Origin of the sequence: Nonomuraea sp. NPDC049129, assembly GCF_040648495.1 — a bacterium.
Lineage (GTDB): Bacteria > Actinomycetota > Actinomycetes > Streptosporangiales > Streptosporangiaceae > Nonomuraea.
In genome coordinates this window covers 84728-98791 of record NZ_JBEZDU010000016.1, presented here as the reverse complement: position 1 = coordinate 98791, position 14064 = coordinate 84728, and the positions used below count along the sequence as shown (strand labels likewise).

Annotated in this window: 13 protein-coding genes; 4 read left to right on the top strand and 9 right to left on the bottom strand. The window is 66.8% G+C overall.

The window, feature by feature from the left end; genetic code table 11:
- Positions 1-47: 47 nt before the first annotated feature.
- Complete coding sequence (locus AB0B64_RS39220) at positions 48-437, top strand: hypothetical protein (protein WP_358184191.1); 390 nt, start codon at positions 48-50, stop codon at positions 435-437.
- On the opposite strand, the gene uidA is transcribed toward AB0B64_RS39220, so the two are convergent.
- The 4 genes from uidA to AB0B64_RS39200 all read right to left on the bottom strand — a co-directional run bounded on the left by uidA (position 434) and on the right by AB0B64_RS39200 (position 5364).
- Positions 434-2224, bottom strand: a complete 1791-nt coding sequence (gene uidA, locus AB0B64_RS39215; RefSeq protein ID WP_358184188.1) for a beta-glucuronidase — start codon at positions 2222-2224, stop codon at positions 434-436. The two genes, AB0B64_RS39220 and uidA, sit on opposite strands and share 4 nt — an antisense overlap.
- A gap of 41 nt (positions 2225-2265) precedes the next feature.
- On the bottom strand, positions 2266-3135 hold the full coding sequence (locus tag AB0B64_RS39210) for a carbohydrate ABC transporter permease (RefSeq protein ID WP_357954222.1): 870 nt from the start codon (positions 3133-3135) through the stop codon (positions 2266-2268).
- Position 3136: 1 nt separating this feature from the next.
- Positions 3137-3910 carry a sugar ABC transporter permease gene (locus AB0B64_RS39205; RefSeq protein ID WP_358184185.1) on the bottom strand — a complete coding sequence of 258 codons (774 nt, stop codon included), beginning with the start codon at positions 3908-3910 and terminating at the stop codon, positions 3137-3139.
- 167 nt (positions 3911-4077) lie between these two features.
- Positions 4078-5364, bottom strand: coding sequence for a sugar ABC transporter substrate-binding protein (locus tag AB0B64_RS39200; RefSeq protein ID WP_357954226.1), 1287 nt, complete (start codon positions 5362-5364; stop codon positions 4078-4080).
- 159 nt (positions 5365-5523) lie between these two features.
- On the opposite strand from AB0B64_RS39200, the gene AB0B64_RS39195 reads away from it, so the two are divergent.
- Positions 5524-6144, top strand: a complete 621-nt coding sequence (locus AB0B64_RS39195; RefSeq protein WP_357954229.1) for a TetR/AcrR family transcriptional regulator — start codon at positions 5524-5526, stop codon at positions 6142-6144.
- A gap of 185 nt (positions 6145-6329) precedes the next feature.
- A complete protein-coding gene (locus tag AB0B64_RS39190; RefSeq protein WP_357954231.1) occupies positions 6330-7109 on the top strand; it encodes a pectate lyase in 780 nt (259 codons plus the stop codon).
- A 125-nt stretch (positions 7110-7234) separates the two neighbouring features.
- Here the strand turns inward: AB0B64_RS39190 and AB0B64_RS39185 are convergent, their stop codons facing one another.
- Positions 7235-8062 carry a hypothetical protein gene (locus AB0B64_RS39185; RefSeq protein WP_358184182.1) on the bottom strand — a complete coding sequence of 276 codons (828 nt, stop codon included), beginning with the start codon at positions 8060-8062 and terminating at the stop codon, positions 7235-7237.
- A 253-nt stretch (positions 8063-8315) separates the two neighbouring features.
- Between AB0B64_RS39185 and AB0B64_RS39180 the strand changes: the two genes are divergently transcribed.
- Positions 8316-9440, top strand: a complete 1125-nt coding sequence (locus tag AB0B64_RS39180) for a S8 family peptidase (RefSeq protein WP_358184179.1) — start codon at positions 8316-8318, stop codon at positions 9438-9440.
- On the opposite strand, the gene AB0B64_RS39175 is transcribed toward AB0B64_RS39180, so the two are convergent.
- Genes AB0B64_RS39175 through AB0B64_RS39160 form a run of 4 tightly spaced genes read right to left on the bottom strand, consistent with a single transcriptional unit; the run spans position 9430 to position 14058 of the window.
- A complete protein-coding gene (locus AB0B64_RS39175; protein ID WP_358184429.1) occupies positions 9430-10950 on the bottom strand; it encodes a glycoside hydrolase family 43 protein in 1521 nt (506 codons plus the stop codon). The genes AB0B64_RS39180 and AB0B64_RS39175 overlap by 11 nt on opposite strands.
- A gap of 33 nt (positions 10951-10983) precedes the next feature.
- Complete coding sequence (locus AB0B64_RS39170; protein ID WP_357954236.1) at positions 10984-11829, bottom strand: carbohydrate ABC transporter permease; 846 nt, start codon at positions 11827-11829, stop codon at positions 10984-10986.
- Positions 11826-12776, bottom strand: coding sequence for a sugar ABC transporter permease (locus tag AB0B64_RS39165; RefSeq protein ID WP_357954238.1), 951 nt, complete (start codon positions 12774-12776; stop codon positions 11826-11828). Before AB0B64_RS39165 ends, AB0B64_RS39170 begins: the two co-directional genes overlap by 4 nt.
- 7 nt (positions 12777-12783) lie before the next feature.
- Positions 12784-14058 carry an extracellular solute-binding protein gene (locus AB0B64_RS39160; protein ID WP_357954240.1) on the bottom strand — a complete coding sequence of 425 codons (1275 nt, stop codon included), beginning with the start codon at positions 14056-14058 and terminating at the stop codon, positions 12784-12786.
- Positions 14059-14064: the final 6 nt, after the last annotated feature.

Below are 14064 nucleotides of genomic sequence, written 5' to 3'. Positions count from 1 at the left end.
GTCGTGAGGGCGGTCCATAGGCCTGGCCCCATGTGATCTTGACTATCTTGACCGCGGTGATCGTATTCCGAGGTCGGCGTCCGGGTACGCCAGAGCCTGCCACCAACGTGGCACTCCGCGACGTCGGCACACTTCGGAGGCTCAGCATGCCCGGCGACTTCCTCCAAGAGGTACGTATCTACAAGTGCGGCACCACCTCGGACGGAGGTGCGATCATGTGCTCGGAAATAGGATGGGCCAAGGTTCCTTTCATGATCATGTCCGCGGATTCGGACAACGGGTCGAACCTGGGGTGGCAGGAGGTCGGCCACACCGATATTCACATTCCGCTGAAGAAACTCGTCTCGGTGATGAAGCAACACGGCATAGACGTGCGCTACGACGAAGCGGAATTGGCGCGCCGAATCGGCCCGGCACCCGAGGCTGTCGACTATTAGGGCTCGTCTTTGCGCCAGCGGGCGCGCAGGTGGAAGGCGGCCGTCTTGGGGCGGCGGTCGCGCGTGAAAACGCCCTTCTTGTTGCCGTCGACGCGGAAGACGCCCGGCGTGGTGGCGAAGTCGGCGAAGTTCCACACCTGTTCGCCCACCACCGCGTCGACCCGGTCGAAGACCCGGTGATACACGTCGAGCAGCTCCGCCTGATACTCCTCGGTCCACGGGTTGGGCACGACGCTGCGCAGGCCGGGGTAGGTGTCGGCGCCGTACTCGGTGATGACGATGGGCTTGTCGTGCAGCGCCGCCCATTGCCGCAGTTCGGTCTCCAGCGCGGTCTCGGCCGCTTCCAGATCGCCGGGACCGAAATACCAGCCGTAGTAACGGTTGAGCAGGACCACGTCGAACAGGTCGGTGACCACGCACTGGTCCGGCGGCGCGAGCAGCGCGTTGACGTAGGCCACGGGCCGGGTCGGGTCGAGGCGGCGGGTTTCCGCTGCTAGTGGGGCGAAGTAGTCGCGCGCTTCGGGTTGGACGTGGTCGGGTTCGTTGGCCACGGACCACAACACGACGCTGGGACGGTTCTTGTCGCGCGCCACCAGCTCCTGGAGCGCCCGCAGGTGGACGCGCCGAGTCTCGTCGCTGACCGCGTCCGGGGAGAAGGTGAGCACCCGTTCGCCGGAGCTGAAGACGCCGCCGCCGATGTTGCGGTTGAGCCCGACGGCCGCCGTCTCGTTGATGACGACGACGCCGTGCCGGTCGGCGTAGTCGAGAACCTCCTCCGCGTACGGGTAATGCGAGGTGCGGAAGGAGTTCGCGCCGATCCACTCCATCAGCGCGAAGTCATGCACCATCAGCACGTCGTCGTGCCCCTTGCCGCGCACCGCCGCGTCCTCGTGCTTGCCGAATCCCTTGAAGTAGAAGGGGGTTCCGTTGATCAGGAACTGCTTCCCGCGCACCTCCACCGTGCGTACGCCCACCGGCTGGCGGTAACTGTCAGTGACCTCACCGGATGCGCTGAGCAGCGTGACCTCGAGTTCGTACAGGTAGCCGTCGCCGGGTGCCCAGGGATGTACGTCGGGCACCCGCAGCGTGCCGACCGCACCCGTGGCGGCGGCCACCTCGGCACCCGCGGCATCGCGCAGCGAGACGCGGACCGAGTCCGACTCCCCGGTGTTGTCCGCCCGGTAGCCGATGACGCCGGTGGTGTCGTCGAAGGTCGTGGTGACGGTGATGTCGCTGATGTGCTCCGGGGGTGTGGTGTAGAGCCAGACCGGCCGGTGCAGGCCCGCGTAATTGAAGAAGTCGTGGAAGTATCGCTGCACCCGGCGGCCGTCGGGACGTTCCTCGATGGTGCCCGGCGGGATCGTCGCCCAGCTCAGTTCGTTGTTGACCACGACGGTGAGGCGGTTCTCGGCTCCCGGCCGCAGGTGTGCGGTCACGTCCGCTTCGAACGGGGTGTAGCCGCCTTCGTGGGTGACGACCTCGGTGTCATTGACCCAGGCGGTCGCGCGGTGGGTGGCGGCGTCGAACCGCAGGACTATACGCTGTCCTGTCCACTGGGCAGGTACCCACACGTTCGTCTGGTACCAGGCGTCGCCGACGTGGTCCCGGACTGTCACGTCGGGATAGATGTCGTTGTAGCTGGCCGGTACCGGGATGTCCACGGCTTCCGCGAGGGGCGAGCGCCACCAGCCTTCGGCGCGGCCCGCTCCTTCTGCGTCCAGCCGGAACCTCCACAAGCCGGCCAGGGAGCGGCGTTCGCGGGTGGGGCCGTCCTGCGGGCGAAGCATGGTCGGTGCTCCTTTTCTCCGCGCGGTGATGCACGCGGTGGTTATTTGATGCCGGTGTTGGCGATGCCCTGAACGAACTGTCGTTGGAGGAACAGAAAGAGCACCAGGATCGGAGTGACGACGGTGACCGCACCGGCGAGCAGCAGCCCATAGTTGGTGCCGTTGGCGCCCACCGAGAACAGGGCGAGCGCTACGGGCAGCGTGTAATGATCTTCGGTCTGCGCGATCACCAGCGGCCACAGGAAGTTGTTCCACTGGGCGAGGAAGGTCAGGATCGCCAGTGTCGCCAGCGCGGGCCTGCAGAGCGGGATGATCACCCGGAGAAAGATGCGTGTTTCCCCGGCACCGTCGAGCCGGGCCGCTTCGACCAGCGAATCTGGAATGTCCTGGATGAACTGGCGCATGAGAAACACGCCGAGCGGTGTCACGAGGAAGGGCAGAATCAATCCCAGATAGGAATTACTCAGTCCCATGTTGCTGACGAGGACGAAGAGCGGCACGAAAGTCGTGGTTCCGGGGATGATCAGCATCGTCAGGACGAGGCCGAACAGCAGCCGCTTTCCGGCGAACTCCATCTTCGCGAAGGCGTACCCCGCCATGGAGCAGAAGAGCAGATTGCCCATGACACATACCGCGGCGACCAGCGCGCTGTTGAAGAAGTACAGGCCGAAACTCTGCTTCGACAGCAGCAGTTGGAAGTTGTCCAGCGTCGGAGAACGGGGAAGCCAGGAGCTCGGATAGGCGACGATTTCCCCGGTCGGTTTGACCGATCCCAGGAACATCCACGCGAACGGTGCCAGCGTCGCGATCAGGCCGACGACGAGGGCTCCGTAGAGCATGATGCGGGCAGGTCGGATGCGTACGCCGATGCCGGACGTGGCCGCACCGGTGCTCGCGCTCGCAGTGGTCATATCACGCCTTCGCTCGGAAGATACGGAACTGCAGGAGGCTGAGCAGCGCGATCGCGGCCACCAGCACGTACGAGGCGGCGGCGGCCGTGCCATAGTTGCCGAAGCCGAATTGCTCGAAGGCGTAGTAACTGATCGACGTGGTGCTGTCCAGCGGGCCACCACTCGTCATCACGAACGGCTCCTCGAAGAACTGCAGGTAACCGATGCTCAGCAGCACGGCGACCACCAGCGTGACCGGTCTGAGCAATGGCAGGGTGACGCTGCGGAAAGTACGCCAGCGGGTGGCGCCGTCAATGTGGGCCGCCTCCCGCAGTTCCTCGGGAATGGACTGCAGTCCGGCCAGGAAGATCACCATGGGGATGCCGAAGTGGCGCCAGACCGCCATGAGAATGAGCGCGGGCATGGCCCAGTTCGGGTCGTTCAACCAGTCCGGGCCGTGGATTCCCACGACGGCGAGGGCGGAGTTGATCATTCCGTCCTCCTCGTAGAGATATCTCCACACCACCGCTACCGCCACGATGCTGGTCACCACGGGCGCGAAATACGCGACCCTGAAGAGTCCCTTCGCCCGCTGGATCCCGTAATTGAGCGCGACGGCGAGACCCAAGGCGATGACCATCGTCAGCGGGATTCCGGCGACGACGAAGTAGACCGTGTTGAGGGCTGCCCGGAGAAAGGTCGGATCCCCGAAGAGGCTGGTGTAGTTCTCAACGCCCACGAAGTTGACACTGAAGGGCGCCCGTACGTCCCGGTTCGTAATGTCCGTGACGCTCATCGACAACGAGGAGAGCACTGGCCACACGCCGAAGGTGGCGAAGAGTGCGATGAAGGGCGCGCAGAAGGCCCACGCGACCAGGGTGCGCCGGGAATGTCCAGACATAGCCTGCGGCGGCCTGGAGGCCCGGCCCGACGAGGAGCGCATGGTGGCAAGAGAAGCCATCTCTACGCCCCGGTTCCGATCGCCGACGCCTTTTTCTGGATCTCCTGCAAGGCCACCTGCGGCGAGGAGACGCCCTTGGCCACCTTTTCGAACTCGGCGTCCAGTACCGCGGTGACCTGTCGCCATGTCGTGGTGTTCGGTCCGGGCTGTGCGGTCTTCAGCTGCGTACGGAACACGGCCAACGTCGCATCGGTCGCGAGCTTGCCCTCGTTCCAGGCCGACTCGACGGCGGGCAGGTCTCCGGACAGGTCGTACCAGGTCTTCTGGGCGTCAGGACTGGCCATCCACCGGATGAACTTCCAGGCGCCGTCCCGGTTCTTGGCGTCCTTGAACACCGCCCACTGTCCGCCGCCGATGTAGCTGGCGTTGGACTTCGGCCCGGAGGGGAGCGGGGTGATGCCGACCTTGTCGTCGACGAAGGACGCGCCTCCGGCGGATTTCAGCAGGCTCCCCTCCCAGGGGCCGGCGATGAGCGCGGCGGTGGACCCGGCGACGAACTGTGGCTCGATCTCGCCCAGGCTCACCGGGCCGTTCGGGCTGGTGATCTTCGAGCTGATGAACGACCGGTAGAACTCGAGCCCCTTGAGCGCCTCCGGCGTATCGAAGGCGAACTTGGTGCCGTCCTCGCTCATGAGCTGGGCTCCGGCCTGCCACATGAACGGTACGACGCCCTGCCAGGTCGCCGCGGCACCGGTGGGCAGCGACAGCCCCCACTTGGCGCCTTCCTTCTGAAGGGCCTGGAGGAACGGGCCGTACTCCTCCCAGGTCTTGGGCGCGGAGACCCCGGCGGCCTTGGCCATGTCCTTGCGGTAGAACAAGGAGCGCGTTTCCACGTACCAGGGGACGCCGTACTCGGCGCCCTCGAAGAGGGTGCTCTGGACGGCGCCGCGGTAGAAGGAGTCGTAGTCGACGAGCTTGGACGGGACCTTTTCCAGCCCGCCCGTGGACGCGAACGCCGCGAGGTCCACCGCCCCCACCATGGTGGCGTCCGGGGTGTCTCCTGAGGCGATGGCGGTCTGTACCTTCTTGGCGTAGTCCTGCCAGGGAACCGCTGTCACCTGCACTTTCGCGCCGGGGTTCGCCTTGCCGAACTCGGCGGCGAGCTTGGGCAGGAGTTCGCCCTCCGTTCCCATCGCCCATACGGTGATGGCGCCGTCGGCAGGTTTGGCGTCAATCGGGGCGGCCGCCGCGGACTGCGCCGGGCCGGCGTCGGACCGGCCACAGCCGGTCAGGAGCAGTGCGACGGCCAGGCCGCCGACGAGTGACTTCGCAATGCTTGAGCTGCACATTTGTGGTCCTGGTCCTCTCCACCCGAGGGAAGCTCCACCGCTTCCTCCGCAAGTCGTGGTGTGGGTGAGCGAGACGTTATCCCAAAAACCGAACAGTTGCCATAATTTGGTTGTGAGAATTCCCCCTGCAACGGGCGCAGGGCCCATAGGGTTGATCGCATGACCGAAGAGACGGCGAGCCGACCCGGCACGCGGCGGGGCCCCTATGCCAAGAGCGCGCGCCGCCAGGCCGAGATCGTCGCCTCCGCGACGTCCGTCTTCTCGGCCCGCGGCTACCGAGGCGGGTCGTTGCGGGAGATCGCGAAGCAGCTGGACCTCAGCCTGACCAGCGTCGTCCATCACTTCCCCAGCAAGAGCGCGCTTCTCGTGGCCGTACTCGAGAACGCCGATTCCGCGCACGCCGGCTCCTTCACCACGGACTGCCGGGAGCAGGGTGTGGCGTACGCCGTGCTTCAGTACGTTCGCCGGAACCTCGAACGCCCCGAGATGCTGAGGCTGCTCGCTCTCATGGCCGCGGAGTCGTCGGCTGCGGACCATCCGGCGCATGAGTGGTTTCGCGACAGGTACGACAGATTGATCGAGACGCTGGCGGTCGCCATCCGCCGGGACCAGGACGCGGGCCGCGTTTCCAACAGCCGGGCCCCCGAGGGTATCGCCGAGTCCCTGGTGGCCCTGTGGGACGGGCTTCAACTCCAGTGGCTCATCAATCCGCGGCGGGACCTGGTCGCGGCGATGAGGTCCTCGCTGGCGGACCTACTGGAACCACCGCGGCAGAACTGAAAGTTTCACTCCCAGCAAACAGCCTTGTCATGCTCTGGCCAGCCACGACGCCTTCTCGCCGGACGCCGGAGATCGCGTCTTCGTTGACGACTGGAAAGCGCTTTCCTACATTGACGGTCATTCACTCACCTGTCTTTCGGTCACATACGCGTACGACAGGCGAAGGCATCCGCAGGGAGGCAATCGTGAGAAAGACGATCCCGGCTCGGATAGTGGCGGTAGCGGCCGCCGCGCTGGCCTTGGCCGGCGGCATCGCCAGCGGGCCGTCGGCATCCGCCGCGGCCTGGCCGACACCGAGCGGCCAGCAGGGCGTCGGTGCGACGATCAACGTATCCGGCACGGTCGACGGCAAGATGATCCGCTACTACGGCATCGGAGACCTGGGCAGCGGCGGCCAGGAAGAGGGCCAGAGCCCGATCTTCAAGCTCGCCAACGGCGCGGTGCTGAAGAACGTCATCATCGGCTCCCCCGCGGCCGACGGCATCCACTGCACGGGCACCTGCACCCTCCAGAACGTCTGGTGGGAGGACGTCGGCGAGGACGCCGCCACCTTCAAGGGCACCTCGTCGTCCCAGACGATGACGATCGACGGCGGCGGCGCCAAGGCGGCCAGCGACAAGGTCTTCCAGCACAACGGCCCCGGCACCATGTACATCAGGAACTTCCAGGTGACGAACTTCGGCAAGCTCTACCGCTCCTGCGGAAACTGCTCCAAGCAGTACGCGCGCCACGTCGTCATCTCCAACGTCACCGCCACGTACTCGGGCAAGACGCTGGCCGGCATCAACACCAACTACGGCGACACCGCCAGGTTCTCCGGCATCACGATCGTCGGCGACTCCGGCAAGAAGATCGTGATCTGCGAGAAGTACAAGGGCGTGACCAGCGGCGAACCCACCAAGATCGGCAGCGGCGCCGACGGCGTCAACTGTATCTACTCCAGTTCGGACATCACCTACCGGTAGACGAAGATCGAACATGACCGGCGCCGGTCGGATCTCCATCTGACGACCGAACCCTGAGCGCGGTCCCCCGCCGCGACGGGAGACCGCGCTCAGCACCCCGATCCGCGCAGCGTGGCGCGGTGCGGCTACCAGGCCCTGGCCCAGGAAGGGGACGGTGTCGGGTCCGGGGTGAGGTCGCGCAGGTCGTGGGACCAGGTCTGCGTCCACCCGCCGGACCGCCGCTCAATGATCTTGACGGCGCCGTCCCGGGTGGCCATGAGCAGCCGTCCCTCACCATCCCAGTCCGCCCAGGCCGCCTCGGGTAACGGCGTGAGGCGGCCGTCGTCCTCCTCCCGCAGGTAACTGACCTGTACGCCCTCGATCCCGTGCCGATGGAAGTCGGTCCCGGTGTGCGCCAGCACCAGGGCGCGGTCGCCGCCCGGCTGGACGCGCCCGATGAGTACGGCCGCGCGCAACCCATGCGCCGCTCCCTCAAAGGGGCGCCAGCCGCGTTTGTACTCGTTCTGCAGATCCCGATAGGCCCAGTCGAGGCTGAGGGCCTCTACCACCACACCGTACGGATAACTGCCGTGAAAAGGCCGCTTCGCCATCGAAGCGGAGATCGTCAGCCGGTTGTCCGCGGCGAACGCGCAGCCGCCGGTCCAGGTGCCGCCGGTGTGCCAGGCCGCGAGGGCGGTGAGCCACGGCGCCTTGGACACGGCGAAATAGGTGTCCCACGGAGACTCCCCGTGCCCGAGTGCGAAGTACCCGAGAAGCCGCCCGTCAGGCGATAAGTCGCATCGACGCGGGTACAGCATCCCGCGAAACCAGGCGCCGGATCTCACTTCACGCAGCCGCAGGTCCCACTCCAGCAGGTGCCACCAACCGGCCGGGCCACGACGCATGATCAGCGCGACGGGCGCGGCGGTGGCGACGAGCACGTAAAGACGGCAGGGCGGGGCTGAGCTGGTCATCGGGCGGCTCCCCGTAGACGTGACATTCCGACGGTAGCCCGCGGACGACCCGGACATCGAGCCCTTTTCCCGCGCGGGCCTTCCTCAGCAATCCCCCGTAAAACACCCCACTGATAAAGCACTTTTCACTCCGCGTACCCAAGCGAGCGAATCGCTATATGCGCGACTGGAGAAATGGCACTAAGGAGATCATCGCCCATGCACTCGAAAGGGCACCTTGGTGAGAAAGTATCTAGCATCGGGCATATCAGGCATGCTGCTGGCCCTCGCGCCGGCGGTCGCCTTCCATCCGGCGCGGGCCACCGACGGCGACGCCATCGGAGCCACTCATCCATCGTCCGCCAACTACATCGTGACGCTGAAAGAAGGCGCCGAAATACCGGCGTACATCTCGCCAAATCATATCTATCACCACGCCGTCAACGGCTTCTCCGCCACGTTGACCCCGGAAGAGGTCGCCCTGCTCCGCGGCAACCCGGACGTCATAGCGATCGAGGCGGACAAGCCCGTCAAGCTGGACCCCGCGCCGAACACCGAGGCCGAACTCCCTTGGTATCAGCAGTTCAGCCCGCCGTGGAACCTCGACCGCATCGACCAGCGATTTGGCTTGAATAATCGGTACATATTCCGATACACTGGCGCGTCGGTTCGCGCCTATGTGATCGACACCGGTATCCAGACCGACCAGGGCGAGTTCGGCGACCGCGCCATCAACGTGTTCGACGCTTTCGGTGGCGACGGAGTCGACTGCCAGGGCCACGGCACGCACGTGTCCGGCACGGTGGGCAGCGAGTCCTGGGGAGTGGCGAAGCTGGTGCGGCTGCGCGGGGTCAAGGTGTTCCCCGAGTGCAGCGGTGACACGTCGACCTCGGCGATCATCGCCGGCATCGACTGGGTGACCGCCCACGCCATCCGCCCGGCCGTGGCCAACCTCTCGCTGGGCGGCCCCCAGTCCGTGGCGCTCAATACCGCGGTGACCACCCTCGCCAACTCCGGCGTCTTCGTCTCGGTCGCCGCCGGCAACGAGAACGCCGACGCGTGCACCAGATCACCGGCGAGCGCCCCGAACACGCTGACCGTGGCCGCCTCGGACATCAACGACACCAAGGCCTGGTTCAGCAACTTCGGCCCCTGCGTCGACCTCTACGCACCAGGGGTGGGCATCCCGTCCGTCCCGCTGGCCGGGATCTACCCGAGCGTTCTGAGCGGCACGTCGATGGCGGCCCCCACGGTGGCCGGGGTGGCCGCCCTCGTCAAGGACCGGTACGGCGAGATGTCGTCCAGCGTTCTCAACGCCTTGATCATCAATTGGGCCACCCAGTTCGCGGTCGACGGAAACCCGCTCTCCACGCCGAACCGCCTGCTGTTCAAGCCTTGACCCGTCTCTCGTGATCGCCGGCCTGGTAGTCGAACCAGTCGAAGCTCGCGCTGCCGTCCGTGACGTACATGCCGATGACCCGCCCCGTGAAGCCGGTCGCCACCTCCGTGGACAGGTAGCGGCCGTCCAGCTCGGCCAGCAGAACGCCGTCGGCGGAGAAGGCGATGGTGTCCGGGCCACGGGCGCCGACGCCGACCGGCTCGCCTGCCGAAGCGGGCGTGGTCACGGACGGCGGCAGGAGGTCGCGCGTACGGAAGTCGATGGCGAGGGTGACCGGCCCCGGAGGTACGGGCTGGTCCGCCACGCACTGGCGCACCGGGCCGATCCGCGCGATCAGGCGCGCCCGCCCCGCGTGTACCTCCAGGTCGTAGTGGTGGGCCTCGTCCAGGCGCACGGACAGCCCGGCCGTGGCCGATCCCGGCTCCAGGAGGGCGGTGACGCGGCAGTCGTGGTGCTGCTGCCGGCGGCCGACGAAGGTGCATCCCGGGCGGTCCGTCGTGGTGCCGGTGGCGTGCAGGGTGAGCCGGCCGGGGCGCTCGGTCAGCGACCAGGAGCCGTCCGGGCGGCTGCGCGGTGAGATCCAGTACGGCGCCAGCGCGCCGGCGTCGAAGTCGTCGCGCGGCGGCGTTTCAGGCAGGGGATGCCAGGCGGCGGGCGCCGGATGGCGTTCGAGGACCGGGCCGACGACGGGCCAGCCGTCCACCCATTCCACCGGCGTGAGGAACGTCTCCCGCCCGAGGACCTGGAACTCCGGCGTGTAGCCGCGCGGGCGGGTGCCGAGCAGGACCATCCACCAGCTGCCGTCGGCCGCCTCCACCAGGTCGGCGTGGCCGGTGCTCTGGATCGGCCGGTCGGTGCCGCGGTGCGACAGGATCGGGTTGGCCGGGCCCGCCTCGAACGGGCCGCGCGGCGAGCGGGCGCGGGCGATCGAGACGCTGTGGGCGCGCTCGGTGCCGCCCTCGGACATCAGCAGGTACCACCAGTCGCCCACCTGGTAGAGGTGCGGGCCTTCCGGATATTTCATGCCGACGCCTGACCAGGCGGGATACGGGCCCTCCAGGACCTTGCCCGCCACCGGGTCGATGCGCGCGACCTGCGTACCGGAGAAGGCGCACCAGCAGGAGCCGTCCTCGTCCCACGCCAGGTCGGGGTCGATGCCCGGCAGGTCGATCCAGACGGGGTCCGACCACGGGCCTTCGGGGCGCTCGGCGGTGACGATGAAGTTGCCCCGGCCGCTCACGTTCGTCGTGATCAGGTAGAACCGGCCGTCGTGGTGGCGGATCGTCGGCGCGTAGATCCCGCCCGAGGCGGGCACCTCAGGGGGCAGCTCCAGCTGTGACGGCCGGTCGAGCACATTGCCCAGTTGCCGCCAGTGCACCAGGTCGCGGCTGTGGAAGATCGGGACGCCGGGGACATACTCGAAGCTGGAACAGACGAGGTAGTAGTCCTCGCCGACCCGGCACACGCTGGGATCCGGGTGGCACCCGCCGATCACCGGGTTGTCGTACATCCGCACGTTGAGCGGTTCCTTTCCAAGAGAAGATCAGCCCTTGAAGGCGCCGTCCATGATCCCGGCCACCATGCGCCGGCCCACGAAGACGAACAGCACCAGCAGCGGGAGGGTGGCCAGGAACGAGCCCGACATGGCGAGGCCCAGGTCGATGGAGTAACTGTTCTGCAGTGCCTTGATGGCGATCTGCGCGGTGTACATCTCCGGCGACTTCAGCACGATGAACGGCCACAGGAAGTCGTTCCAGGCGGTGACGAACCCGAGCAGGCCGAGCACGAACGCGGCCGGCCGCACCAGCGGGAACGCGATGCGCCAGAAGATCTGCCAGGTGGTGGCGCCGTCGATGCGCGCGGCCTGGAGGATCTCGTCACTGATCGTGGTGGACAGATGCTGGCGCATCCAGAAGATCCCGAACGCGCTGGCCAGGCCGGGCACGATGAGCGCCTGGAGCGTGTCCACCCAGTTCAGCGAAGAGATGATCATGTACTGCGGGATGACGGCGAGCTGTGTCGGTACCGTCATGGTGAGCACGACGATCAGGAACAGCACGTTGCGGCCGGGGAAGCGCAGCTTGGCGAAGGCGAACCCGGCCAGCGAGCACAGCACGGCATGCCCGACCGCGATCGTACCGGCCACGATGAGGCTGTTGACGATCGAGCGGACGAACGGCACCGTCGTGAACACCAGCCCGGCCAGATGGAAGAAGTTGCCGCCGGGCGCGATCTCGGGCGGCAGCCGCGTGGCGGTCGCCGTGTCGGTCGTGGCCACCACGAACATCCAGTACAGCGGGAACAGGCAGGCGAACACGGCCAGTCCCAGCAGGACGTAGGTCCACCAGCGGACGCGCTCACCCGAGCGCCGGATCGTCTTGGTCATCATCGCTCCGGACGGATGCGGGTGGACAGAACGTAGTTGACCGTCGCGAGCCCGACCACCAGCACGAACAGCGCCACGCCGATGGCCGCGCCGTAGCCGAACTGGAACTGGCCGAAGCCCTGCTCGTACAGGAACAGCGTCAGCGTCTGGCATTGCCGGATCGGCCCGCAGGTGAGCGGCGAGAGGCGGGAGACGAGCAGCGGCTCGGTGAAGATCTGCAGGCCGCCGATCGTCGAGGTCACGATCGTGAACACGATGACCGGCCGCAGCGACGGGATCGAGATGTGGCGGAACTGCTTCCACCCGCCCGCGCCGTCCACGGCCGCCGCCTCGTAGATCGCCCGCGGGATCGCCTGCAGGGATGCCAGGTAGAGCAGCGTGGTGTAGCCGAACCAGCGCCAGGTCACCATGACCGCGATCAGCACGTGGCTGCCCCACACCGACTGCTTGAAGTCGATCGGCTCCACACCGGCGAACCCGAGCAGCCAGTTGAGCAGGCCGTAGTCGCGGTCGAACATCTGGGAGAAGACGATCGTGGTGGCCGCCACCGAGGTGATGTACGGCACCAGCATCGACATCCGGAAGAACACCGCCAGCCGGAGCCGGGCGTGGTTGAGCAGGTGCGCCAGGCCCAGCGCCAGCAGCAACTGCGGCACAGTGGACAGCAGCCAGATGCTGATCGTGTTCCAGGCCGCGTCCCAGAACCGCGTGTCGGCGAACAGACGGGTGAAGTTGTCCAAGCCGATGAAGACGTGCTCGCCGATGGGGTTCCAGTCGAACAGCGCCACGTAGAAGGTGAAGAGCAGCGGCACCAGCCCGAACACCGCGAAGATCAGGAAGAACGGCGCGATGTAGGCGTACGGCGCGATGCGTTCGGTAATGCTCTGCCGCACCGAGGTCGTCCCGGCGGGCGGCGCTTGCGCCCGCCGGGTGCTGAGGGTCGTCGTCACGCTCGTCCTACTTGCCGATGGCGGTCTTGATGTTGGCCAGCGCCGCGTCCCACGCCTTGGCCGGATCGCCCTTGCCCTGCTCGACGTTGGTGATCGCGTTCAGGAGCTCCTGGCCGATGGCGGAGCTGTCCGGCCCGATGTAGAACGGCTTGAGCCCGAGCAGCGAGTTGGTGTAGATCGTCCCGGTCGGGGCGTCGGAGAAGAACGGGTCCTTCAGGGCGGTGAGCTTGGGGTCCTTGTAGACCGACGGGGTAGTGGGCAGCGCGCCGGTGACGACGAAGTGCGCCAGCTGGCCCTGCGGGGACTGGGTCTTGGAGATGTAGTCCCAGGCGGCCTTGGGGTTCTTGGCGCCCTTGGGGATGGCCAGGTAGCTGCCGCCCCAGTTGCCCGCGCCTCCCGGGATAGTGGCGATGTCCCACTTGCCCTTCGTACCGGGCGCGTTGTTCCGGATCTGTTCCAGCAACCAGGACGGCGCGGAGATCACCGCGAACTGGTCCTTGCCAATGCCGGCGCTCCATCCATCGGAGAAGGAGCTCTGCTTGGCGGTGATGCCCGCCTGCACCGCCTTGAGAGCGAGGTCGAAAGCCGTCTTGACCTGCGGGCTGGTGCTGTAGACGACGTTGCCCGACGGGTCGTAGTACTTCTGCGGCCCCTGGTTGACCGCCTGGTGGAACACGCTGGTCCCGGCGTTGTCGACGAACGCCTTCTTGGTCGCCGCGGTGTACTTCTTGCCGGTCTCGATGAAGGCGTCCCAGGTGGGCCAGAGCTTGCCCACCTCCTCACGGTCGGTCGGCAGCCCTGCGGCCTTGAACAGGTCCGTCCGGTAGGCGACGGCCATACCGCCCACGTCCGTCGGGATGCCGATGATCTCGCCACCCTTGGCGGTGCTCTGGCTCATCACCCAGTCCAGATAGTCGCCCTTGATCTTGTCGGCGCCCAGTTGCCGCAGGTCATAGAAGTTCTGCGGCTGCTGCACGAACTTGGGCAGATCGTCGCCCTGGATCAGCACCAGGTCGGGCACCTTGCCGCCGGCCAGCGCCGTGGTCAGCGCCTGCGCCGTCTCCACCGAGCCGCCCACTTCGGTCAGCTTCACCTGGATGCCCGGGTTCTGTTTCTGGTAGACATCGACGTCGGCTTTCTGGTTGATCCCGGAGAACGACCAGAACTCGAACGACTTGCCGTCACCCGTCGGTTGCGACGGAGAACCGCCGCCACCACAGGCGGCCGCGGTCAGGGCGAGGGCCGTGGCGAGCACGGCCGATGTTGCGATACGGAGCTTCACGGCGAT